At 58.6% G+C, this 23,790-nt stretch carries 13 protein-coding genes and 1 tRNA gene; 6 read left to right on the plus strand and 8 right to left on the minus strand.

What is annotated here, in order from left to right; translation table 11 throughout:
* Nucleotides 1-11: 11 nt before the first annotated feature.
* Nucleotides 12-9,266 (minus strand): hypothetical protein, encoded by a 9,255-nt coding sequence (locus CGZ66_RS24840; protein WP_143748844.1) that lies wholly within the window; start codon nt 9,264-9,266, stop codon nt 12-14.
* Between the two features lie 54 nt (nt 9,267-9,320).
* Nucleotides 9,321-9,764 (minus strand): BPSL0067 family protein, encoded by a 444-nt coding sequence (locus CGZ66_RS24845; RefSeq protein ID WP_143748845.1) that lies wholly within the window; start codon nt 9,762-9,764, stop codon nt 9,321-9,323.
* 1,097 nt (nt 9,765-10,861) lie between these two features.
* Here CGZ66_RS24845 and CGZ66_RS24855 point away from each other — a divergent pair.
* The gene (locus tag CGZ66_RS24855; RefSeq protein ID WP_095089001.1) at nt 10,862-11,740 is read left to right on the plus strand and encodes a hypothetical protein; all 879 of its coding nucleotides are present in this window, start codon (nt 10,862-10,864) and stop codon (nt 11,738-11,740) included.
* Nucleotides 11,741-11,909: 169 nt separating this feature from the next.
* Here CGZ66_RS24855 and CGZ66_RS39330 read toward each other — a convergent pair whose 3' ends face one another.
* The gene (locus CGZ66_RS39330) at nt 11,910-12,491 is read right to left on the minus strand and encodes a hypothetical protein (RefSeq protein WP_143748846.1); all 582 of its coding nucleotides are present in this window, start codon (nt 12,489-12,491) and stop codon (nt 11,910-11,912) included.
* Between the two features lie 318 nt (nt 12,492-12,809).
* Between CGZ66_RS39330 and CGZ66_RS24860 the strand changes: the two genes are divergently transcribed.
* Nucleotides 12,810-13,835 (plus strand): IS110 family RNA-guided transposase, encoded by a 1,026-nt coding sequence (locus CGZ66_RS24860; RefSeq protein ID WP_095089003.1) that lies wholly within the window; start codon nt 12,810-12,812, stop codon nt 13,833-13,835.
* 367 nt (nt 13,836-14,202) lie between these two features.
* Here CGZ66_RS24860 and CGZ66_RS24865 read toward each other — a convergent pair whose 3' ends face one another.
* Nucleotides 14,203-15,438, minus strand: coding sequence for a tyrosinase family protein (locus CGZ66_RS24865; RefSeq protein ID WP_095089005.1), 1,236 nt, complete (start codon nt 15,436-15,438; stop codon nt 14,203-14,205).
* Nucleotides 15,439-15,694: 256 nt separating this feature from the next.
* Nucleotides 15,695-17,011 carry a tyrosine-type recombinase/integrase gene (locus CGZ66_RS24870; RefSeq protein WP_095089007.1) on the minus strand — a complete coding sequence of 439 codons (1,317 nt, stop codon included), beginning with the start codon at nt 17,009-17,011 and terminating at the stop codon, nt 15,695-15,697.
* Nucleotides 17,012-17,169: 158 nt separating this feature from the next.
* On the opposite strand from CGZ66_RS24870, the gene CGZ66_RS24875 reads away from it, so the two are divergent.
* Nucleotides 17,170-17,234 (plus strand) — tRNA-Arg (locus tag CGZ66_RS24875).
* Nucleotides 17,235-17,262: 28 nt separating this feature from the next.
* On the opposite strand, the gene CGZ66_RS24880 is transcribed toward CGZ66_RS24875, so the two are convergent.
* Nucleotides 17,263-17,490, minus strand: a complete 228-nt coding sequence (locus tag CGZ66_RS24880; protein ID WP_095089009.1) for a TPR end-of-group domain-containing protein — start codon at nt 17,488-17,490, stop codon at nt 17,263-17,265.
* 2 nt (nt 17,491-17,492) lie between these two features.
* On the minus strand, nt 17,493-19,328 hold the full coding sequence (locus CGZ66_RS24885; protein ID WP_143748847.1) for an adenylate/guanylate cyclase domain-containing protein: 1,836 nt from the start codon (nt 19,326-19,328) through the stop codon (nt 17,493-17,495).
* A 583-nt stretch (nt 19,329-19,911) separates the two neighbouring features.
* On the opposite strand from CGZ66_RS24885, the gene CGZ66_RS24890 reads away from it, so the two are divergent.
* The 3 genes from CGZ66_RS24890 (at nt 19,912) to CGZ66_RS24900 (ending at nt 22,863) form a co-directional block, all read left to right on the plus strand.
* Nucleotides 19,912-20,979 carry a cyclic nucleotide-gated potassium channel gene (locus CGZ66_RS24890; RefSeq protein ID WP_095089012.1) on the plus strand — a complete coding sequence of 356 codons (1,068 nt, stop codon included), beginning with the start codon at nt 19,912-19,914 and terminating at the stop codon, nt 20,977-20,979.
* A 220-nt stretch (nt 20,980-21,199) separates the two neighbouring features.
* A complete protein-coding gene (locus CGZ66_RS24895; protein ID WP_095089014.1) occupies nt 21,200-22,084 on the plus strand; it encodes a metal-dependent phosphohydrolase in 885 nt (294 codons plus the stop codon).
* 326 nt (nt 22,085-22,410) lie between these two features.
* A complete protein-coding gene (locus CGZ66_RS24900) occupies nt 22,411-22,863 on the plus strand; it encodes a pyridoxamine 5'-phosphate oxidase family protein (protein ID WP_095089016.1) in 453 nt (150 codons plus the stop codon).
* 233 nt (nt 22,864-23,096) lie between these two features.
* On the opposite strand, the gene CGZ66_RS24905 is transcribed toward CGZ66_RS24900, so the two are convergent.
* The gene (locus tag CGZ66_RS24905) at nt 23,097-23,789 is read right to left on the minus strand and encodes a NapC/NirT family cytochrome c (protein WP_095089018.1); all 693 of its coding nucleotides are present in this window, start codon (nt 23,787-23,789) and stop codon (nt 23,097-23,099) included.
* Between the last annotated feature and the right edge of the window lies 1 nt (nt 23,790).

Consider the following 23,790-nt stretch of genomic DNA (forward strand, 5'->3'; position numbering starts at 1 on the left):
CGCTTTGGGTCCTAGACGAGACTGAAGTCAAAATAGGAAGCGAACGCGCCCCAGTCCTCTGAGAGGCACACGGCGGTCGAGACCACGTCGGCTGGGGGGGATTTCATCGGCGCGGCCATCGGGCCGAGCTGCCGGGCCACAGAATGCTGGCTGCCACCAAACTGCTGCTGATCGTGTTGCCCCGTCACACTGTAGTTGTAGTCGATGAGGCCGCATGAGAATGAAAACGTGAAGATCGCTTCACCGTGCATCTGGCGAGTGGTGATGTTTTGCGACAGTCCAATGTAAAGCGTCGCCGAGAAGTGGAATATCCAGATACTGGCTTGTCCGGCTGCAAGAAAACTGCCGCCGATCTCGGTCTGGTTGATGCCATCCACTTTCATCACACGGATGAAAGCACCAACCTGAATCTGTACCTGCGCGTGGAGCGGGCCAAAGTCCAGTGATCCACCGGCACCGAACAGGAATGAGGCCTCGAAGCCCACTATTCCGCCCGGGCCAGCGTAGATAGAGAAATAGCCAGAACCGGCATAGGGCAGGAAGCTGATTGTCAACGGCGTCAGCCGTGTGCCCAGGGAGGCCTTGAACAGCGCTTGTTGGTCCGTGAAAGGCAGTTCGGCGGAGACAGCGAAGTTGATGTTGAAAATTGAAACCGGACCGATGCTGATCGAGCCGAGATTGACGTCATAGCCAACGTCCAGCCCACGCGTGCGTTGCAAGGGCGAGATCTGAACGGGCGAGCCGGAGTCGGGACTGAGGACAGGGCCTAGCAACGCAAAGAAGGCGAGATCCGATCCCAGGTTATAGGCATCGTACATCACGTCAAAGCGCGGCGCTGACCCACCTTGGCTCGTGAATGCCAGTCCACCGAAGTGCAGCGTCATTGCGTCCAGATAGTCGCCCACCAGCTTGACGGCGAAGGGTCCGAGCGAACCGTTCGTTGAAATCTGGGGAGAGCCGCCATTCAGCAGGTCCACCTCGATGGCGGTCCTAAGTGCAAAACGTGTACCCACGGCCGCCTGGAAGATGTCCGATGCGTGAGGTTCCTCAGAGACGTAGCTGTCAAATTCATAGGAAAAGAGCGCCTTGGTTGGGATAAGCCGCGCAATGGCGTCGAGAAGGGCATCACGAAGCGCAGAGACATCGATCAACGACAGCACTTCGCCCTTGAGGACTTCAACCGCGAGGTCACCGATCTGCGTGGCAATCTGCAAGGGCGCCGCCCGCTGAGTAATGTCGGCGGCCCGCCAGCTGTTCGCGAAGCGCGCAAAATTGGCAAGGATCGTATCGGGGCTGGGTGGCGACGATGGATAGCTGACGATGTCGGACAGCAGCCGCACTTCCTCTGCCAGACGGTCATTCGCCTCAAGAACAGCAAGCGTGGCGTTGTCGTCGGGAGCGTTGATCACATCCACAGGCGTTAAGAGCCCGTACACCGGTTGCACAAAGACCGAACGCCGAGCCCTCAGTGACAGCAGCGGAATATTGATGGTCTCTGCTGCACTGTTGCGAATTGTGTGCAAGGTTCCATAGCTTTTGAACATCGCCTGGAGCGTTGCTTGCATCGGCCCCAGCTTCAGAGCCGCCTGTTGCAGAAATACTGGCCATCCGCTGGCTCGCGCCTGCAGCGCACGCCATTCGGCGACGAGCATGGCTCCGGTATTGCAAAGATTGGTCAAAAGGTCGCCAAGTTGACCTTTGGGATCATCCAGCAGCGTCTGAACTGTGACGGGCGGGACGCTGGAGATGGGAGCGGCCAGCAGTCCCGCAAGGCTGGTAGGCAGAGGGGTTGGGATTGGCTTGAACCCGCCGGATTTCTCAATCGCCGCCTTTAATGCTGCCAGGGCCGCATTGGCATGGGTCTGCTGCGGATCGAGATCAAGCCCGATGCCATGAAGCGGCGCCACGATATCGGACTGCAATGTGTTGGCGGCATCGTAAAGAGTTTTCGAGAATACTGATGAAGAATTGAGTATGGTGACGATGCTGTTTATCGCACCGGCCCCCCAGGTCGCCAGAGACTTCTCGATCGCTTCAATGTCTGCGCGAAGTTTATCAAAAACCTGCTTTGCGCCACTGTCGACATTGCCACCCATCCCGTCGACAATTGACGTCACCGCTCCTATCGCGACATAGATGCCGACGTTGTTGACAATGTCGCTATTTGCTTTGATGAAGCTGCTGACCATCGATCCGATCGAGGCAATATGCCCGATGGCGTTACTTACCAATGCGGAAGCATCCCGCTGGTACTGCAGCAGGGCATCTGCGAGCGCCTTGTTTGCCGTCGCAAAGGTGGTTGCCGCCACCAAGTCTCGACTCTTCTGCAAAAGCGCCAGGTCGCGAACGAAATCGCAATACATGGCCGCGATTTCGCCAGTCAGTCCCAAAGGACTGGGGCTGCCGCCTCCAAGTAGAAAAACAGCAAAGTTGTCAATGAACTGGGTGTAGCCGGCTGAAGGTGCGGCATTGTCGATAGCTGTTCGCAGCGGCAGTCCGCTGCCGGCAACCTTGGTGTCGAGCGCCTGCTCCACGCCTTTGATCTTATCGACCAGAGCCTGCATTGACGCCAGCATCTGGTCGACAGGCTGCATGACACCGCTGACTGCCGGCGGGTTCGGCATGGGGAGCACACCCAGCGGCTTTCCAGCAATTGCGTAGTTCCAACAAGCCGCCTTCTCGGCAGCAAAGGCGGTGGTATCACTTGGGAGCAGGGCAGACGCAGCCATGTCAAATTGCGCCTGCGCGGCTTTGAAGACATCGTTCAGCTTGCCGCGCGCCTCGGCAATCGTTGTGTTGGCGATCCCTGCATCGCCAAAGCCAAACATCTGGTCGGCGAGTTGACAGATGTCGTCGACTGCGTCGCCAATGCCGCCACGCTTGACGTGGTCCCGAAACTGCGAAAGCAGGCGCACCGCATCGGAAAACATCTCGTAGGCAGCGTAAATATTGGTGAGAAGTATCGGAAGATCCTGAAATGACTTCAATTCCCGATCTATGAAGTATGCCAGATATTCGTTCAAATAGGCTGCAAGAGCCGGCTTTGTACCTTTAATTTGCGCATCGATATTACTGCTCGCATCTTTGATGGCCGTCTCGATAGTTTTATCGATATCTTGCTTTACGTCGGCAATAAATGATCCCAACGTAATACTATCATTTTTGAGGTAAGCACCGACGGCAGCGCTGGCGAAATCGCGAATGTCCAGGCGAATTGCACCAACGAGCTTGTCCTGAATTGGCTGTATCAGCGTGCCGGTACCCGCCTCGAAAGCCTCGGCAAGGTCGACCAGCTGGGGCGCAGGCATGGAGTAGGTAGAGCCATCCTCAACGTCGTCCTTGCCGGTGTCAGGAATAGAGGCTTTGATCCACGCCTTCAGGTTCGCGGCGCCGGCGCTGAGTTCTGTGTCGACAACCGTCTCAAGGCCCTGGAGCGCCTGCGTCAATGGGCCTTGTGCATCGGCCAAGGCGGTCAGTTGGCGTTGCAGGACCGCTATCGCAGCCTGTTTCAGCCGCGCCACGGGATTAGAGGCGATGCGGTCCAGCGCGGACGCAAAGGACTTGGCGCTCTCGTAGACCTCGGTGAGATCAAGAGCGAGAGTGACGGGGTCGTCATCCTTCTCTGCCCGAGCGAGTTTGGTGTCGAGGTCTGCCAGGCCGTTGCTGATTTCCGGAAAGACCTTCGCCAGGCTCAACATATTCCCGCCGGCTTTACCGCTGGCCAGGGTGGTGACGGCGTGGCGGAAAACCTCCGCCAGATTGAAAATGTTCCCGCCTGCCTGCCCCTTTATCAAATCATCGGCGCGCAGCCATTGGTCCTGAAATGTGCTCACAACAGCCCGCAAGGGGGCCAGGATCTGCGAATGCGTGAATTGCGTGAGCTTGTCGGCGTCTTGGTCGGACAGGACGTCAGCGCCGAACTGAAGCGTCTCGCGCAAGGTCGGCGTGGCATCAGACAGGGTTGGAATATCGAATCCGAGGAAGTCCAGCAGCTTGCGGAAGCTGATTATTCCCAGCAGCTTGGCGTCCTCGCTGAAGAAGACTTTCAGGACGTTGCGGATGTCTGCGAAACGGTCGTCAACAACACGTGCCGCCCGAGCCTTCTGGGCCGGAACGCCAGCCGGGTTGCGGATGGCCGGCAAGCTGGCGGCCGCCTGTCCAATATAATGGGCTTTCGGATCGAAGAAATCAGCAAGCGAAACCAGTTGTCCAAAGTTCGTTGGCGGCGTCGCGGCCTTTTCAGGATCGGGGATCAGCGCAAGCGCGTCAGCATTCACGACCATCACACCGCCACCGTTGTGGCTGTCCTCGCTGACGGGAGCAGCGGTTTCATACTGGATGTTGCCACTCGCGCTGACAGGGCCGTTCTTGCGTCCCATGGCAACGATCAGTCCCGCGGGACGTCCAACGGCGGCAGCGCGCTCGCCATTGTCACCCATCGCCATTATCTCGGCGATGCGGAGGTTCAGATATATCTCAAGTGGATTGGTCGTGGGTTCGGTGGCCGGGCGGGCGAAGCCGAAGCGTGCATAGCGGCCGTCATATTGCGTGTCGACATAGGCGGGGTGACCACCCGCAAGGCGCTCTTTCTGCGTGAGGCGGATCGTCGCCGTTTCAAGTGCCGGATAGAAGGACGGCTGCTCGGCGCCCTCGAGAATTGAGTTTGTCTGGAACTTTGTGAGATCGCCGACCCAGGCACTGGTCAGATTTGCAACTTGTCCGGTTACGCTCAGGACCAGCTTCATTGTCTTGAACGAGCAATCGCCTGACTTGGTCTCGGAGGCAAATCTGATATGTTGGTCGCCGAGTGCCACCGTGCGACGCGGCAGCCATTGTGAGGTACTCAGATAGACAGATGCCAATGCACCAAGCGAAGCAGCGTTGGTGGCAGCGATGTTGTCAACAAAGACCAGCGGCATCGACGTCGTCGCCCCGTCGATCGTCAGGTCGAACTTGACGAGGCCCTCGTCGGTTTCGTTGACACGGGGCCAGAATGCCAATCCCGGATTCGGGCCTATGTCGATCCGTCCGCCCGACAGATTCTCCGGCGTTGGGCTGCCGGCGGGACCTTTGTCGTAAGGATCCCGCAAGTCGGGCGTCTGCAACGTGCGGATCGTCACATCGCTGGCGCACCACAGCCGGCCGTCGAAGGGCTGCCCCACACAAGGATAGAGCTGCGTCTTCCTGCCGATGCGCAAGAATATGCGCTGAAACAGCACCGCCTTGACGCCCAGCGTCTCATTCCTGAGGAAAAGGCGCTCGGTCAGTTTCACCAGCGATGCGCGATGGCCGAGCGGGAAGAGATAGCCCTTATAGACCACCTCGCCCACGATATCGCGGCCGACGACGATTTCGGAACGCCAGCGCTCAATCGAGAAGCCGTTGAATACCTTGCCACCCCAAAGGTTGTCGGCACCGGCAGAGGGCGAAAAATGCGTGTCATGAACAAAGAAGGCACCCAGCGCGCTCAACTCAAGCTGCTGCGCGCGCAGCGGCTGTGGTCGCTGGATGGCCTGCGCGCCGTCTGCGTCGAGCACGGCAAATTCATCGCCAGGCTCGATCTGCCCGGAGTCGGGGACCAACGCCCCGGGCTGGCCGGTGTCGCTTATCCCGCGCTTGCCGATGACCGGCAGGCCATAGGCCGAAGACAGAAGCACAAGCTCGTGCCTGTCGTAGGCGTCAAGCGCGTTGAGGAAATATTGCGAGCCGTTGAGCGCGTTGCGGGCGTCGCTGCGGTCACAAAGGCGGCGCAGGACGTTCCAGATGCGATCGCGCCAGGGACCCTTCGGTGCGCATAGATCAGCCTCCGTCACATCCTGCGGCGGGTTACCCGAGCGTATTCTCGAAGCCTCAGGCAGACTTTGGTTGACGTTCCCCGCCGTCAGGGTCGTTTCATCCATTTGCTCGGGGCCGAGGAACCATGGAGCGAGCGACCCGTGCGGTGGCTCGCCCTGTCCGATTTGCCGGGGATCGCCGACCGGCTTGAGCCAGGTGAGTGCGTTGGGCCTGAGATCAGGAGAATCCACGACCCTGAGATTCGGCTCGATCGCGTCGATGTCGAGCCTTGCGGTCCATAGCGAAGCCCGCGCGCGGGCAACTGCATCAGCCGGCTTCATGATGAGATTGTCCGGCCGCGGCGGTTGGGGGTCGGGGCCAGTAGCGTCGTATTTCCCCTGTACCACCTGCCACGGCGGTTCGTAGCGGTTGAGCCAGATGGCGTCCTGGGCGGTCGACAGGATGAGCCGTGCCGGGATCTCGATCGCTGTCTCGAACATCGTGGGCTTGTTCGCCAGCGCTGCCCGGATTTCGCCAAGTCGCTGCTCGGCCGTCACAGGGTGCCGTGAAAGGCCCTGGAAGGTGAGCACGTCACCATCATCAAGGTTGGCTGCTCGTTCGCCGATGGGCGGTACAATGCCATCTGGCGCGGCAGTGAACAGTTTGCGCGCCCGCAAGGTCACCGCTGGCTCATGGCGCGACCAGTTGGTCAGCGCCTCAAATGAGTACTCCAGCGGCGGATAGTCGAATCCGCCGCCGCCCGGCGCCGACGGTGCCGCGCCCGAGAAATGTGGAAGCCCTGCGTCCTCAGCGTTTGCGCCCGCGGTTGGCATGCAGTTGATGCGAAACGCAAGACGGGTCGGCCCGGCGAGACGCCCCTCGGTCAACTCCTTGAATTCATTGGGATCGGCGCCGGCAATGTTGTCGACATAAAGCTTACGCAGCGCCGTCTGACGTTTCCCGCGCAACGAACCGTCATCGTCATCTGCGGCAACAGGCCGGTTGTATTTCGAAAGAAATTCGACCTCGCCCTTGTCCATCGATATTGGCCAAAGAGCCGATGGGAATGGCGGAACCGGGCCGGTCCGGGACGTCGCGTAATTGTAGGCCCTCAGCATTTGATCGCGGTAGAAATCCCGGAAGACCCCATAGATCGGTTCGCTCTGCTCGAGAACGTTCTCGTTGCGAAGCGCGTTTTCCAGGTATTCTTTGGCCGAAAGAGGAGGCGTAATTTCAGCGTCGCTTATCGGCAACCAATAATCCGGCTTGGAGCTGCGAGAATTCTCAGCGACACTGCTTACTCTCTTAAATACGGCATCTATGGACTCGCTAACCGTCTCATTCGCCAACTTCAATGCGACACGCCGGGCAAGCGCCATGGCATCAGGATCGAGGGCGAAAGGTCCAATATAGACCTGCTGATCAGCAGGAAGTTTTTTTACATACGGATCAGATGCATAGCTGTAACAGAATTTCGAAAAGGCATCTGTAGGAGCAATGTCGATTTTTTTCTTCTGGATGACCTTTCTATATTCTGCCAGCGCCTTGACGTCGCCGGCGTATTCAGCGAGTTTCTGGAAAATGGCGCTTCGATCGAGATCCGGGTCAGGAGGTGTGGCAACCACGTCCGGCAGAGGCGTCATCTGCCCGAATACTGCCTCCTCGAACACGTGCTGCGGGTTGAATTCGGCGACCAGCACCGGCCGATTGTCACTGAAGCGTCCGGGCTCCGTTTCGATGACGCGGCAATCTTTATGGGCAGGGTAGATGACTGGCTTCTCGCCCTTTGTCACTGCTACGGCGAGGTCGAGAAAGCGGAATCGCAGATCAATCAGGTCCCGGTCGCGGCAGACTGCAAGCGTGGCACGGGTCAGATCGAACGATGCGATCTGCTGCCCCTGGTCGACGGCGCCGAGCCAGACAAAGCTCGACGGGCGGCGGCGCGGGTATTCCCCCGCGAACAGTTCGGGGATGGCCTGGCCGTCTTCATACACCAGGCGCAAGTCCCCATAGCCCGTGGGGTCTGCAACATCGAACCGAAGTGTACTGTAGCTCGCGTCGGGCAGTGCCAGGTCGCTGGCGTGCAGTTCAAGATCAATGGCGATACGTCGAGCGGCGAAATCGCCGCCCGTCTTCGCTTGATCAAACACTGCCCAGATCGACGCGTCGAGAACACCACTTCGATCGCCAATCGCCGCTAGCGCCGACGGGTCCACGGCGGCGGCCACGGAAGCGGTGTCGAGTACTGCAGCCTCGGCTTCCGACGTCCTTGCGGGTGTGAGACCGTTGACCTTCAATCGACCAGCCTGTGTCAGGAGGCTTTCCAGCCCATTGGCCTGGTCAGCCTCCTGGGTGGCATGAGCCACCTGTCCCCAAAGCGCGTTGCGCAATCGCCTGTCTGTGCCGGGCATCCGCCATTCGGTTACGAACAGCGCCTCGGTGAGCAACGATTCCGCGGTCACCGAATTGCCGTCCAAGACCGTCAAGCGCGACTTGCCGAAAGTCAGCTTTGCGTAGGTCGTCAGGGCGCCGCTATCACGGACGAGCGGCGAGCGAATGCGTCGAACCTCCAATTCGGCATGGCCATCCGAAGGATCACCGACAATTCGGATACGGAGCTTCTTGGCTTGCCCGAGGACAAAACTGGCCGGGATTGCAACCGATCCCTTGTCCACGACAGCGCCGGCGCAATTTGTCGTGCCTAGAAAGAATGGTTCCTTCTGATCCTGGAAGAACCATCCGATACAGAGATGCTTCGCCGTCACACGACCGGAGAAGGCGTTGACCGCTGGACTCGCCGGTCGCGAAAGGTGCCAGACGCCACTCGCATCAAATTCCAGCAGCGGGGGGTCGTTGGTCTTTTTCGCAACCGACACCCTCTCGTCGAACATCTGTGTCAGCCATTTGCCGGCACGGTCCTGGTCGATGAAGCCTCGCAGCGGAACGCTGCCTGCGTCGATTATGGCAAAGTTTCGAAACGGTACCTGATCGCTGATCCAAGGGCCGCCAGCTGCGCCGCCCAGTGGGGCCTTCAGTCGAAACGCCCAGTAACCGCCCGGGGTGTCCGGTGAGATATGCCTGAACTGGAATTCAAACGCCATGGGCGACGCGCCGCCCAGACTGGCGTCTCGTACCCACAGCGATCTCTTCTCGTCATCCCGCGCGTCCACGACTATGTCGAACCAGGCGGCAGGGCCGTACGACTCAGCCTTTGTCTCCCAGTTCCAATTTAGTGACCGATTTTCACGCTTATCCCGGTCTACGGGAAATTCGCGAATGTTGAGTCTTGACCCATCTGACGAGAGATCAAACTCGATGGTCGTGTCGGACTTGTCATTGCTGTCGGCGAGGGTCACTTCCGGGGCCAACGGCAACGTTGCACTTGCCAACAGAAATCCGCGCCGAGATATCTTCGGGCTCAGGATTGCGCGCCAGCCCACTGGCCGCGGTTCCGAACCGTCGTCGCCTCGCACCCCATGCTTGGAGGCCATTCAACGCCCCTCTGGTGGAATTTTGCCTAGACAGCGATTATCGACTTAAGGTGTTTACCGGGTAGAACGTTTCTTCACATTCTGCTTCGTGCCAGCTTGCCTTCTTCTGAATTTGGCAATGGCGCGCAGCGCAGCGGCGTTCTCAATGACCGAGAAGGCATCCCCGTCGTTGACGGGTTTGCCGCTGCCGCCCTTAAACCTTATCGTTCTTTCATGCACCGCCTGTCCGAGCCATTGATCATGTACAACCAGGCCGTCGCCATCCTGACTGATGAAAATAGCCGCATGGGACCGTCCATCAGTGTAGTTGTTATATTTCCCGTCTTGAAAGGTTGCTATCGCGGTTCCGGTAGCTATTCCCGAATCTCTTACTTTGGAACCTTCTGCCCACTGCGACGTAGCCGGGCAACTGGCAGCGGCCTTGACGTATGCCACGCATTGCCCATCCCCAACCACTTCCCCCATGTACGCGTCAGTGTCCGGTGCCACGTAGCTCATGCAGCCCTTCCCAGTACAAATGGCGTGCAACATCGCGATTGCTACGACACTATCGTATATTTAAGAATCAGTCCCACACCGGTTGCGCAAAAATGCGACAACCCCACCTTTGTGGCGTTTTTTCACTATCAAACATCCGCCTCGACGCGATCGGTGTCAAGTAAAATGTCTTGAATTCATTGTGAGAAAGTAGTGGTAACTGATTTTCGGAAATCTATGGTATATTTTCAACTGCCAGGGTAGCGGTGACAATTTCGGTCAGATGCTGGCCCCGCATCCCCTGGTGCGGAGAAATCGATCTCCCAAATGGTGCGTCGACGGTGGTTGAATAGGCGCATGTCTCACCATCCCCTATTTGCGCGAGTGAGTGCGAGGCGTTACGTTGTACTGGGTAGATCAGGACACGAAATGTTTTGATCATGTCGCCTCCTTCTAGTTCTGGGAGTTGGGCGTTCGGTATATGCTGGAGGGCAGCATCAGGCGCGCGGGAGGGCGACTGAGAATAGCGATGCAACTGATCGAGGGGGGGGGCAGCGGCCTCAATCTGTGGGCGCGGACCTTCGAGGGTGAGCGGACCTCACCCTCCTGGCTGGAGACAGCCCTCTCGGCCCCCCACCCCGCCTCCTAGCGCCCGCCCGACCGGGCCACCTTCAGAGGCAAGGCGGCCAGCACTTGCGCCGGTCCGGCGTTGCTGCATGGTTCGTGAATTGCAAATTCCGATCGTCGCGTCCGGCGGCGCGGCACTCGTGGCAGAAGACGACCTTAATCAGATCCCAGTGCATCGCCCCATGATCAGGACCTAAGCGCTTAACCATCTCGGCCACGTTCAGGGCCGCATTTCGCTTGACGGCTTCAACTGATGACATGAGCCGCAATCATCGTGCGATCCCCCGATAGTTCTTTTGGGGAATGATTGCAGCGATGCTAAATTAGGTCGCCTGTCTGGTCGGACAGTTGACGCCTTCAAGGGTGAATCAGGCGCCGGCGAACCGCTCGGCCGTTGTGACTATTACACAGCTGCCAACGCTTGGCCGACCTTGCGTTCAAGGCAAAACCTCGCTCTACTCTCACCAGCAAAGGAGCGGGAGGTAAGAATAATGGCGAAAGTTACGAAGAGTAACGGCAAGAGAAGACTGCCAAAATCAGACACTGATGGGTTCGATAGGGCCGCTTTATCTTACCGGGGAACCATAGCTGAAAAGTCAAGTTTCGTTGTAGGGATCGATCAAGCTGACATCGCGTCGCCGCCGGCGCTCCGCATTGGGACGAAAATGCTGGGCAAATCGCCCACCTTTTGGGGTCGGTTTTTCAAGGGGCCAGGCAATACTTCTCCGATTCAATATCAACCGACCGTCGAGAATACTTTCTTCAGCCAGCGGGGCATCCGCGTCCTGCCAATTGCCCGCCAGACAAATAATGTTGGTCGTAGCGAGCGACTAGGCTACGTGGACGGGCAGCGGAACGGAGCTGCCGTGCTGGCCGCCTTCGGAGCCAATCACCTGGCCCGCATGGCGGATGGCATTCGAGTGTTTCTGGACGTGGAGCGATATGGTCCAATGTCCCCTTCGTACTATGAAGGCTGGAGCAAGGGACTCATTGACGCCGGGCGTCAAACAATGATCGATTTCAGCGACGAGATCGACATGGGAGTTTTTCCCAGAGACATTTCGGTCACTTTTCGCCCTTGTGTCTACGGTCATCACTCGGCCGACCGCACATGGCAATCCTTGGGTACTGCAATTTCCGGTGGCGCTGTCTGCGACGGAGCCTGGATTGTTTTCATGAACAGTCCGGCGCGCTTCCCGATCTGGCCTTGGCGCTCCAGTTTCACCTCGCGCCATATGCCGTCCAGCGTACCGGTATTGGCCTGTCAAAGAATCCTCGATTACTCCCAGGACGGTGTCAATCTAGACTACAACCTTGCAAATCCAGCGCATGAGGCGGATTTTCTGAACACCCTCGTACTTCCGGCTTGAGCGGGTTGAATGATGCGGCCGAGGCGCCCCTTTGGGGTGGATCACCTTTGTCGAGCAATGTCAGCCAACGATCGTGGATGGCCGTTCACCCTAAGTATCCCCGTCCGACGTTTGAAAGCATTCTCCAGGGTAATGACATGAACTGCGTTTATATTGCAGGGACCTTGCGTCACTCTATCCTATATACAACAATATCCTGACCGGTTAGTTTAACATATTCGCCACAACGATTAGCAGTGTGGCCATATATGTTACCGCCGTCTGCAGTGATACTGCCAGCAAGCGCCATAGCATGATCTTTGCTTAAACCAAACCAACTGACCACAAAGCAGTAGTCGCCCTCGCGTGTATCCGCAAGCGCAGAAATCCGCCTTACGTTGCTATATTTCTTTACCGAGTTCTTGAACGCCGCTGCAAGCTCTGCAACTCGAACACACAGCCCCGAAGCGCATGTCGCCGCCGGTATATTCACAGTGACGCTCGATTTATACAAACCGTGACACATAAAGTGTGTACAGTCTGAATCAAATTGACCGTCATCGCAGTCGTTTCCGCTTCGACAAAATTGCGTATAGTACGACTTTGCGTCAGACCAGCTGAAAGGGAGTTTGGCGGGTGAAGACCCATCGATTGGAATCAGAATAATATCTGCCGCCCTGGGTCCAAGTTCTTTGGTAAGGATCTCATCAAGGTCGTCCTCACTCAGTATACGTACGCCTGCCGCCGAGCGTCCATCATCCTCTTTGCTCATACATTCCTCCATCAATAGCCTATAGATAGCAGATCTGGATCACGCTTTGAAGTGCGACTGTTCCGAACGACAGTGGGGCAGCGAGAATTTCGGCACATTACAGCCATGCGGATCAATGTAGCGATCTTCATCATAGCGCTCCTCCAGCTCTAATCTCGCGATCATACCGCAGGAAGGGAGGAGAGCCGTCCACATTGGGTAATCGCGGGAGCGACGCGCCCTAGAACCGATCATAGCCTTGGAGGGTGGCTGTTCCCCGATAAGATGAAATTCGGGCTCACGACCTGACGCCGGGCCCAGCATCAACGGAGAACAGCCATGACAGAATATATTGGTCTCGACGTGTCGATGAAAGAGACGGCAGTATCGATCCGCCGTGAAGGCGAACGGATTTGGCGCGGGAAGTGCGCATCTGATCCCAACATCATTGCTGAGCTTGTCCGCAAGCGGGCACCGGCCGCAAAGCGCGTCGTGTTCGAAACCGGCCCGCTGTCGGTGTGGTTCTATCATGCGCTGCGCGCCGAGGGATTGCCAGCCATCTGCATCGATGCGCGCCATGCCAAAGCCGCTCTCGATATGGCGGCGAACAAGACGGATGCGAATGATGCCGATGGTTTGGCGCGTCTTGCTGAAGCAGGGTTCTTTCGCGAGGTGCGCGTGAAAGGCTTCGACAGTATGTTGACCCGCACGCTCGTGGCAGCACGCACCCGGCTGGTCCGGATCACCGTCGAGCTTTCCAACCAGATCCGAGGGATCATGAAAACGTTCGGCCTGGTCGTTCCCGCAGGTAAGGGAACTACATTCGAAAAGAATGTCCGGAGCCTTCTTATCGATCAGAACGAGCTTGCTCCTATCGTGCTACCGATGTTGGAGGCTTGGCGCAGCATTCGCATTCGCGCCGCCGAGCTCGGGCGCCAACTGGTTGCGGGTGCTCGTCAAAGCCAAGCCTGCCGCATCCTCATGTCGATCCCCGGCATCGGCGCGATCACCGCGACCTCTTTCGTCACCGCCGTTGAAGATCCAAACAACTTCAAGAAGTCCCGCTCTGTAGCCGCATGGATAGGCCTGACAACTCGCCGCTACCAATCGGGAGAAGTCGATTTTGACGGCCATATATCCCGGCGCGGCGATCGACATTTGCGGGGGCTCCTCTACGAGGCCGCGGCGGTCATCCTGACACGCAGCTCGATCGACAGCAGCCTGCGCACGTGGGGCCTCAAGCTCCGGGAGAGGATTGGCTTCAAACGAGCTGCCGTGGCTGTGGCGCGCAAACTGGCGGTGATAATGCATTCGATGCTCAAAACCGGTGAGTTCTTTGATCGAAATGCAGGCGCCACAGCATGAAATCTTGCGAATAGCGTTCAGGATCTGAGCGCCTGAGACGTCCCTGCCGGGACGTGAGCCGAGCCATTCCGCTGATGCGGTTGCACCGCTGTCTCAGCAAAGTGCGTCGTCCACATTGAAGGCTCGTCCGCGGAGCTCCATCATGCGGCGACTGATGTCGACCGCGAAGACAACCATGCACCCGGCAGCGTCGTCTCGACGCAATTACATGCTTGACGTCCCATCGGCGATTAGACAACCGCATCAAAAGCAGACGGTCCGGTTCCAGAACTAACTAGCCGGAAAGGGTGCCGTAATGCTGGCGCCCCCCCATGCCGAGTGGGCCGGCTGCTTGAGCACACCGCTGGGGCCGTTTGCACCGATGCACTCAGCCATGGAGCTTCTGCAATTGCTTGACAGCACCTGTCAGCATCCGCGTTCCGGCACGAAGCCCCTGTTCGCGGAGCTCTGTCGTGTTAGCCATCGAGGCGAGTTCATTGATGGCAATTCCCAGCAATGCATCCTGATGTGCCGGGGCCAAATGCGAAGCATTGGCGACCAAGGGTCCCCACGGACCGACAGGCTGCGGACCACTGGGTCCCAAAACCACTCCGGAACCATCATTTGTGATACCGAAAAGAATCTGCGCAACTTGGCTCCACTTGTCGGACGTGGTCGCCACCAGACCTATGGTGTCAGTGTCATAAATGGGTGGCGCAACGACCGAAGCGGACTTTGAGGTGATCGAGGTCTGTTGATTTTCAGGAGGGGCCCAAGGCACGAGGTGGGTTCCGCCGGCCCAAGGTTCGAGATCTGCCAAAATGGATGGTGCGGAGCCATCTATCCCATAGGTCTGGTTGGGGTCGACCCTCCAGCTGCGCCCTGGTGCGCGTTGCCAAGTCGCCCATAGCCTATCGACATTCGAATGCAGCAGGAAAACGAATGGATCGTGGAACGAAAAATGAGGATGTCCGATGGAGCCCTGAATGTAGTCACTGTGCGCATACGCGTGCGCGATCTTCAGCTTCGTATCCATGGCATGGTATTGGCTCACCGTCGGAAGTGCATCACCAGCAGTGATGATCGAATGGTCCGACTGCATGGAGGTCGGCCCGAATACGGGAGGACCAGCGACCACGTTGCGCCAGGCGTGGGTGTGGCCATTGCCGATTTCGTCATCTTCAGATGACTCAAAATTCTGAAACGGCGGGCCTATGTCGCCGCCGCCATCGGCCGCTACGCGGTTGATTCCTGCACTGCCGTCATCGCCCATGAAGTTTGGGTCCATCAAATTGACCGTCCCGCCTTGGCCGTCGGGAGAGGCTCGGGGATCCGTTGTCCAATCCCAATAGTGGAGGGACAGCCTTGCGTCGAATTGTCTGAGCAGCGCCTCCAATTTGTCGCAGATAACACGATGCCATGGCAGGAATGCTGGTCCGACATGCACGTCCTGACCCGCAAGATGAGCATCCTTGTGTACCTGCTCTTGCTTGTCCCAGAAACTTACCCCGTCTGAAAAAACGTATGGCGCGGCGTCAATGGCCACGAACGCATCGCGTAGGAGCGTTCTTTCCTGAGCGGAGACTGTAGCTACATTTCTGCGGATACCATCACCAAGTGCCATGGGATCAATCCTCTTCAAAATCGAGAAATGTACGGTGGAGCACGAAATATTACGGAGAAGTCAGCAACCATACGAGTAAAATAGAAGGGTTTCAACATCCATATGGCAAATAGCGCTTGTTAGCATACGATGAGTTTGGGTTATCCGACTAGAACAAGGTGGCATAGCAAGTCTTTGAAAAACTGGCGCACCTGAAAGGACACGAATTTGTGAACTCTGACATTGGAGGACAAACGTTCCCCTTTTGTTGAAGCCGCTAATCCTTGCCGCTTATTAGATCAGAAAGCACGCGCCGGCTTGGAACTACGGGCCAAGAGCGAGCGAGGGGGTTCGTTTCTTTCCTTCCCAAGCGTCCGGCTTCGAGCATCCGACGTGAGATCACCTCCTGCTGCTGGCGCAGGTGGTCGCTCAGCAGCTTGTTGCGCGTGATGTAACCTGCATTCACGCCCGGGATGGAGTGGTTCATCAGAAGATGGACGTCCAACTCCGCAACGCCAGCGGCTTGGGCGATTGTCCGGAAAGTCTGCCGCAGGTCATTCCCCCATTTCGACAGATCGCAGCGTTTCTCCTTGTGCTCGATGACGTGACCGCGTTCGCTCTCTGCTGGGAATAGCCAGTCACGCGATTGCTCGGCGTAGAGAGCCCGACCAATGCGCACCACTCGAACCAGGCAGCGGATCATAGCTCGCGAAAGCGGTATGTCGAATGCCTTGACCTCACCACCCTTCGGCTTGGGTATGTGCAGGACACGTGCGCGAAAGTCGACATGTTCAACCCGCGCCTTCCTGATCGCTTCAGGGCGATGGCCTGACAGCAGCATGAACAGATGGAGTTCTCGACGAACTGGGTTCTTCAAGGCCGCGAGTTGTGTGAACCATTCCTCCAGATCCGAAAGCCCGAGCGCGGTGTTGCGCCGATGTTCGGCATTCCAGTCTATGGCCGAGACCGGGTTGTCCGCAGGCAGCGTGCGGGCAACCTTGCGAGCATGATTGTAGACGGCCCGTAGCGTCCGCATGCAGCCGTTGGCTATATAGGCGCCGTTTTCCTTGGTGAGTGTCTCGTGCCGCACAGTCACGAGGGAAGGATCGTTGCCCAGCTTGGAAAGCGGCTCGTCAAGCCAATCGGCCAACAGCCGCTCGATATGATCACGATAGTTGTTGATCGTCCCATCGCTTCGGCCTTTGTTCTTCATATGCCCGTCGCGGTAGCGTTCCCAAGCAATGCGCAGCGTCGGGTCCGTAATCGATGGCAAATCAACCGCTACAGCTTCGCCGTCCCGCTTGCGCGTCGACGCGCGAGGGTCCACGCCGTTGGCGATCTTCCCGAGAATGTCCTTGGCCTTCGCCCGCGCCGCGCGCGTCGTGAGTTCTCCGACGTCGGCAACCTTCATCCGGACGGAAAGACGCTTGCCCGCCTTCATTCGATCACCCTGGACAACGAACGTCTTTTTCCGTTTGCCCACGAGCACCATGAAGCCCGGCAGGTCGCTGTCCCGAGCAAGATATTGGCCCGAGGACGCCTGCTGGAGGCTTGCAACGGCGCGGTCTGTAAGGGCGAGTCGAAGGTCTGTCATGAAATTAGTACGGGATTAGTACGGCAATTGCGTGGTGTTGCTACCGGATGGATCTGTTGGTCTGTCGACGCTATCATAGCAGCGCAGTTCGAAAATTGCAACAATTTGAATATGTTAATAGTAGCCTAATCGTACAACGACCGGCATTGGGAAACAATAGGAAAGGCCATCTGGCAAATTCCTAATCTGTAGGTCACAGGTTCGATTCCTGTCGGGATCACCAATCACTCACAGCAAATATGGTGCTGTCGCTAGCCGATCAGTTTCAGCAGATCCTTGTAGCGCGGATGGCTGCGGATGGGATCGAAATCCGAATCGTTCTTGAACCATGATTTCATGTGGTCCCCTACCAGCCGCAAATAGGGCTCCAGCAGGTCGATGCACAGGAGCGCCGACAGCGTGCCGGCTTCGTCAAGCCCCATCAGCCTGGAATAGCCGACCACGTCGGCGGCCAATATTGCGGTCAGGTGTCGTTCCATTGCTATCTCGCAAGCTCCAGCACCGTCTGCCAGCGCGGAAGGCTGTGCAGCGGATCAAAATCCGAGTCTTGCAGAACCCAAGCTTTCATCTCGTGGTTGGCGCGCGGCATCACCCTCTCGAGCATGTCGAACGTCCGGTCGAAATCTCCGAGGAAGCAGTGGAAGCAGGCAAGGTTGTATTGGGTCAGGACATCGTCGGGGTCGATCGCGAAAGCGCGCGCGGCCCACTCCTTCGCCCGATCGAACTCGCCAAGTCCGGCGAGCGCGTTGGCGCCGAGGTAGGCAGGCCGGGGATTTTCCGGATTCCTTGCAAACTCGCGCTCGGCTCGTTCAACACCCCTGCGAGCCGTCTCCCTTTGTTCCTCATGCCGTCCCAACGTGCGATAGATCTGAATCAGCAGAAGCTGGGATTGGTAGTCGTTGGGGTCTATCTCGGCGGCGCGCTCCCAGTGGACGGCGGCCTTTTCGAGCTTTCCCCGCGCATAACAGCTGCGGGCGTAGAAATAGTGGGTTTCGAACAGGTTGGGATTGCCCGCGATCGCTTGCTCGAATTCTCGATCCGCTTCGTCGTACCGCTGGCCGATCGAGAGGGCCAGTCCGCGCGAGGCATGCGCTTCGGCCAGTCCGCTTTCGATCTCGAGCGCCTTGGCGGCGTTGGCCAGTATGCCGTCGAGCGACACCTCCTCGCTGTAGTCGAGGAACAGGAAGGAGTCGCAATCGGCGCTGCCGGCATAGGCGCGCGCATAGAGAGGGTCGAGCTCGATCGCCATCGTGAACATCCGTCTGGCGAGCCGGTAGTTCAGCTTCGTGCCGCGGTGGAAAAACTCACGGCCTCTCAGATAGTAGGTGTAAGCCTCGACACTCTCGGTCGGCGACGCCTCGATCGCCTTCTTTTCTTCCGGCAGCAGCCTGACCTTGAGCTGATCGACGATCGTTTTTGTGATCTCGTCCTGAATCGCGAAGATGTCCGTCAGGTCACGGTCGTAACGATCGGCCCACAGATGCGTGCTGTCCTTGCCGTCGATCAGCTGCGCGGTGATGCGCACGCGCTGGCCGGCCTTGCGGACGCTGCCTTCAAGCACCGTTGCGACATTGAAGCGCCGGCTGACCTCCTGCACGTCGACGGACTTGCCCTTGTAGGTGAACACCGAATTGCGGGCGATCACCGACAGGCCGGAGATCTTCGACAGGTCGGTGATGATGTCCTCGGTGATGCCGTCGGAGAAATATTCCTGCTCCGGGTCGCCGCTCATGTTGTTGAACGGCAGCACAGCAATCGACGGTTTCTCCTTCGCCGGCGCTGGCTTGGGCCACGCCGCGCCGGCGAAGAGGTCGACATTGTAGACTCGAACCGGCCGGTCGATGTTCTTCAGCGTCTGCTCGCCGGTGTCCTCGAAGGAGAGATCGAGCCGGTTGCCGACATTGTCGCGGACCGAGCCGGACACCGCGATGCCGCCGGGCTTGGCGATGCTTTCGATGCGCGCCGCTATGTTGACGCCGTCGCCATAGATGTCGTTGTCCTCGAAGATGATGTCACCGAGATGGACGCCGATGCGGAATTCGATGCGGCGCTCCTCCGGCACGTCGACATTGCGCTCGTGCATCCGGCGCTGGATGTCAGCGGCGCACGCCACTGCGTTCACCACGCTCGGGAACTCGACCAGCATGCCATCGCCCGTGAGCTTGACGATGCGGCCCTGGTGTTCGGCGATCTTGCCGTCGGCCATCTCGCGCCGATGCGTCTTGAGCGCCGACAGCGTGCCAGCTTCATCAAGCCCCATCAGCCTGGAATAGCCGACCACGTCGGCGGCCAATATTGCGGTCAGGCGTCGTTCCATACTCGGTTGCCCCGCTTCCTTCGGAAGCATACCTTAGCAGTTTCCCCACGTCGCAAGCAGCTTTTCGCCGACCAGAGGAAGAATACCGGCGTTCGCACAAGGGCAAACTGGCAAACCGCTGCTCGAATGTCCGTTCATGCCGCGATCCGCGCCTATCGCGATCGATGCCTTCGAAGCAAAGCCTTGTTGCGAGCGAATTCGCTGCTTTGCTGTTTTCAGGGAATTCAGGCGGAGACTGGTTAGCGCGAGACTGCCGCCTTCACCACTCAGTCACGGCAAAACTGGACTATGCTAGGTAGCCCGAAATTCGCTCGACTTATCCGTAAGATAGACTGGACCATCTCTGATCAGTCGGGCTTGGTCGCCCAGCCGGTCTCTGTTTCTCCCGAGTATTTGCGATCCGTCTCTGTGTCCGGATCGGATCATTCTCGCCGGTTGTGGCCTGTCTGTTCACGTCCGGTCACGAAGCAATCCCGTGCATCTGGGTTCACCGCGGTGACGCACATCGCAACGCCAGCAAGCACCTTTGCGCTTGCCTTGAAGGCATTCTATTCTGGAGGTAGAAGCGGCTCGTGGGCACAGAATGTCGGTACTGCGTTTCTTAAGAATATACGCGCCGCTCAACGCGGTTCTGGCTGCGCCCGGGCTTTTGGCGGTGGCTACGCTCACGACTCCGAACATCTCCGGTCGAAGCAGACTGGCTCTGGCTGCCGTGCTCGTAGTCATTTGGGGCGCCTATCTCCTGGAACTGGCCGCGACGCTGCTCAAACGCCGGGCGGGCGACGTTCGGGACAGGACGCCGGCGATCGCTATTGATGTGCTCGCGGTTTTGGTTCCACTCGCTGCATTTCTGCTTGTCGGCACCCCCGACTGGAGCCTCTACTGTGCTGTCTGGCTGTTGAAACCGCTGCGCGACTCGACTTTCTTCCCGGTGCTGGGCAGGGTCTTGGCCAACGAAGCGCGCAACCTGATCGGCGTCACCACGCTCTTCGGCGTCGTTCTGTTCGCTGTCGCGCTGGCCGCCTATGTCATCGAGCGCGACATCCAACCGGAAAAGTTCGGCAGCATCCCCCAGGCAATGTGGTGGGCTGTGGTCACGCTGTCCACCACCGGCTATGGCGACGAAATTCCGCAGAGCTTCGCCGGCCGCGTCCTTGCTGGGGCGGTCATGATGAGTGGCATCGGCATCTTCGGGCTCTGGGCCGGTATTCTTGCCACCGGCTTCTATCAAGAAGTCCGTCGCGGGGATTTCGTCCGTAATTGGCAATTGGTCGCCACCGTGCCGTTGTTTCAGAAGCTCGGCCCGGCCGTTCTGGTCGAGATCGTGCGCGCGTTGAGACCTCGCATGGTGCCGGCGGGCGCCGTGATCTGCCGTATTGGCGAACCCGGTGATCAGATGTTCTTCGTCGTAGAGGGGCGCGTCAGCGTCGCGACGCCGAACCCGGTGGAGCTTGGCCCTGGCGCCTTCTTCGGCGAGATGGCGCTGATCAGCGGCGAACCGCGTTCGGCGACCGTGAGCGCTGCAACGATGGTCTCACTCCTGTCGCTGCATGCGGTGGATTTCCAAATGTTGTGCAGCAGCAGCCCGGAGATCGCGGAAATCATCCGCAAGACCGCGCTCGAGCGGCGCGGCGCGGCACCGACGGCTTGACCGTATCTGGTGTGCAGTCCCGGGTGTGATCGTGTGTCGTCGATGTGTGCAGCACCGACAGCGGCCACGGTTTCGTGAGTGGCGAGGGCGACCGCAGCGACATTCGGTAGTCGCCGCTGCCTCGGTGGCCTCGGTCCTAAGATAATATCTGGGAACTGTGCTAGGATGGCCGCCGCGCGGCGCGACTTGTCATGCTTCAAAGCGGTCAGGAACGATTGTCATGCTCAATCCAATCTCCATCATGGCCGACCGGCTCGGCGACTATCTGTCAGACCTCTATCTTCAGTATTTCTCGCATCGCAATCCGGAATATGCGAGCTACATAGGTGGAGCGGCCCGCCTTGTCCTGGAGCGCATCGGCAATTCGAACGCCCTATACCACAACATCGAGCACACGCTGATGGTTACGCTTGCTGGCCAGCAGATCATCCGCGGCCGGCTGCTTTCGGAATCCCTGACCCCCGATGACTGGCTGCACTATACCTGCGCGTTGCTTGTCCACGACATCGGCATGGTCCACGGCGTGTGCCAAGGCGACACCGAGGACAGCTTCGTCATTAACGAGGCCGGCGACGTCTTTACGCCACCGCGCGGCGCCTCCGACGCGGTGCTTGCGCCCTATCATATCGAGCGCGCCAAAATCTATGCGCGCCAACGTTTTGCTTCCTCGAAGTTCGTCAATGAGGAGCGCATCGTCGCGGCGATCGAGATGACGCGCTTTCCGGTGCCGAACGATCCGGCCTACCAGGTCACCAACACCGAGCCGGCGCTGGTCAGGGCCGCGGACCTGATCGGCCAGCTCGCTGATCCCTTCTATCACCGCAAGCTGCCGGCGCTGTTTGCCGAGTTCTCTGAGATCGGGATGGTGGAAAAGCTCGGCTGCAAGACCGCCGCCGATCTCGGCGCCATCTTCACCGATTTCTTCACGCTGCAGGTCGAGCCCTATATCGGCGACGCGATCCGCTATCTGGAGCTAACGACGGAAGGCAAGCAGTGGATCGCCAACCTCCACAGCAACCTCTTCCAGTCCGGGCATCGCGCCAGGATCGGCCCGTTCCCCGGCGTGTTGCAGCCGACCTCGGCGAGCCTTTCGGTGGTAACTTAAGAGCCTGGAATTGTTCCCTCTTTTCCGCCGGTGCCGAGCCGGCTGCGAACCATCGATGGGACGACGGGGAGTGGGTCTCGCCGTCCCCGGCCGCAACTCGACAATCCCCTCCCGCGCTTTGCGCACGCTGGCCAAGTCCGCTTGGCGCTGCGAAATGCTGACATATTCAGCATAGCCAAGGAAACGAACCTTTTGCCGCAGAACGGGCACAACTTATTTGCGTTTCGTTCCGCGCGTTTGCCCGCCACTGTGTTGATGTGCGTCAATGCGAAACGGCCTACGGCCCCTACCATGGTCACGGTCAGCAATGATTTTGGAGACAGCAGATGGACGAAGAGAGCAGAAACAAGATCGAGACGTTGTTGGATCAGCATCGGATCATGACGGTTGCAACGCTGAGGCCGGACGGCTGGCCGCAGGCGACGACCGTCGGCTACGTGAACGAAGGCCTTACCCTTTACTTCCTCTGCGGTCTGGAAAGCCAGAAGGCTGCGAATCTGGCGCGAGACGATCGCGTGTCCTTGACCATCGATCACGACGCGCCACAGGTGATGGACATCACCGGACTTTCCATGGCGGCGCGTGCACAGCCGGTGGTGGACCGGGCCGAAGCGGAAAAGGTTCTGCGGATGCTGCCGCTGAAGTATCCGGAGCAAGTTTCGCTGCCGGGCCCGATGCCGACGCCGGAGCAGGTGCGCATATTTCGCGTGATGCCTTCGGTCATCTCAGTGCTCGATTACTCCAAGGGCTTTGGCCACACCGAGCTCGTCACTTGCTGAGCGCGCCCTCCCCAAGATAACCTTTGGGCTATGTGGGGCAAGGACGGCAAATCGCCTGCAAGTCTGTCCATTCAGACCTGGGGCTGGCACCTCGTCGGATGACCGCCAGTAGCGCATCCCTGACAGTTGATCGTTCAAGCGATACCGGGGTTGATGATCCTACCCATACGGCGTTTGAACGGTTTCTCGCTTTGTTGGTGATGGGCGATCATGCGAAACCGCCGTCCTTTAGACTAGCGCCCGGGATGATAAGTCGCCATCAAACGCTCGAGTTCGTCGATGGCGGAGGACTTCGGAAGCTTCTCGCCCTGGAGTTCCGGCCGCACCTTCCAGCCCGGATCGACGCCCTCCATATTCGGCAACTCATGCGCGATGCCCTTATGACAGTCGATGCATGTCGCCTCGCCGGAAAGCAGGTAGCGTGTATGGATTTCGGCGGCCCGCACGGTTTGCTTTGACAGGTCCATGGCGACCGACGAATGGCAGTTACGACATTCGAGGCTGTCATTGGCCTTCAGCCGCGCCCACTCATGTTCGGCAAGATAGAGGCGCATGTCGAGAAACTTGCGTCTCGTGTTGATGGTGCCGAAGATCTTGCCCCAGACTTCTTTCGAAGCTTGCATCTTGCGCGCGATCTTGTCGGTCCATTTGTGCGGCACATGGCAGTCCGGGCAAGAAGCGCGGACTCCAGAACGGTTGGAGAAGTGGACCGTCCGCGTCAGTTCCTGATAGACGTTGTCCTCCATCTCGTGGCACGAAATGCAGAATTGCTCGGTGTTGGTCAACTCAAGCGCAGTATTGAAAGCGCCCCAGAACATGACGCCGCCAACGAAGCCGCCGAGCGTCAGGAATGCGAGACTGAGGGTTGCGGCTGGCGCGGTGAGGACGCGCCCTGCCCACAGCGCAATTTTTTTTATCCGCTGCATG

This window comes from Mesorhizobium sophorae, from assembly GCF_002270415.1.
Lineage (GTDB): Bacteria > Pseudomonadota > Alphaproteobacteria > Rhizobiales > Rhizobiaceae > Mesorhizobium > Mesorhizobium sophorae.

Bases quoted from the DNA above. Each gene is read 5' to 3' on its own strand.
- CGZ66_RS24840 (WP_143748844.1), bottom strand. From the start codon at position 9,266: ATGGCCTCCAAGCATGGGGTGCGAGGCGACGACGGTTCGGAACCGCGG.
- CGZ66_RS24845 (WP_143748845.1), bottom strand. From the start codon at position 9,764: ATGAGCTACGTGGCACCGGACACTGACGCGTACATGGGGGAAGTGGTT.
- CGZ66_RS24855 (WP_095089001.1), top strand. From the start codon at position 10,862: ATGGCGAAAGTTACGAAGAGTAACGGCAAGAGAAGACTGCCAAAATCA.
- CGZ66_RS39330 (WP_143748846.1), bottom strand. From the start codon at position 12,491: ATGAGCAAAGAGGATGATGGACGCTCGGCGGCAGGCGTACGTATACTG.
- CGZ66_RS24860 (WP_095089003.1), top strand. From the start codon at position 12,810: ATGACAGAATATATTGGTCTCGACGTGTCGATGAAAGAGACGGCAGTA.
- CGZ66_RS24865 (WP_095089005.1), bottom strand. From the start codon at position 15,438: ATGGCACTTGGTGATGGTATCCGCAGAAATGTAGCTACAGTCTCCGCT.
- CGZ66_RS24870 (WP_095089007.1), bottom strand. From the start codon at position 17,011: ATGACAGACCTTCGACTCGCCCTTACAGACCGCGCCGTTGCAAGCCTC.
- CGZ66_RS24880 (WP_095089009.1), bottom strand. From the start codon at position 17,490: ATGGAACGACACCTGACCGCAATATTGGCCGCCGACGTGGTCGGCTAT.
- CGZ66_RS24885 (WP_143748847.1), bottom strand. From the start codon at position 19,328: ATGGAACGACGCCTGACCGCAATATTGGCCGCCGACGTGGTCGGCTAT.
- CGZ66_RS24890 (WP_095089012.1), top strand. From the start codon at position 19,912: ATGTCGGTACTGCGTTTCTTAAGAATATACGCGCCGCTCAACGCGGTT.
- CGZ66_RS24895 (WP_095089014.1), top strand. From the start codon at position 21,200: ATGCTCAATCCAATCTCCATCATGGCCGACCGGCTCGGCGACTATCTG.
- CGZ66_RS24900 (WP_095089016.1), top strand. From the start codon at position 22,411: ATGGACGAAGAGAGCAGAAACAAGATCGAGACGTTGTTGGATCAGCAT.
- CGZ66_RS24905 (WP_095089018.1), bottom strand. From the start codon at position 23,789: ATGCAGCGGATAAAAAAAATTGCGCTGTGGGCAGGGCGCGTCCTCACC.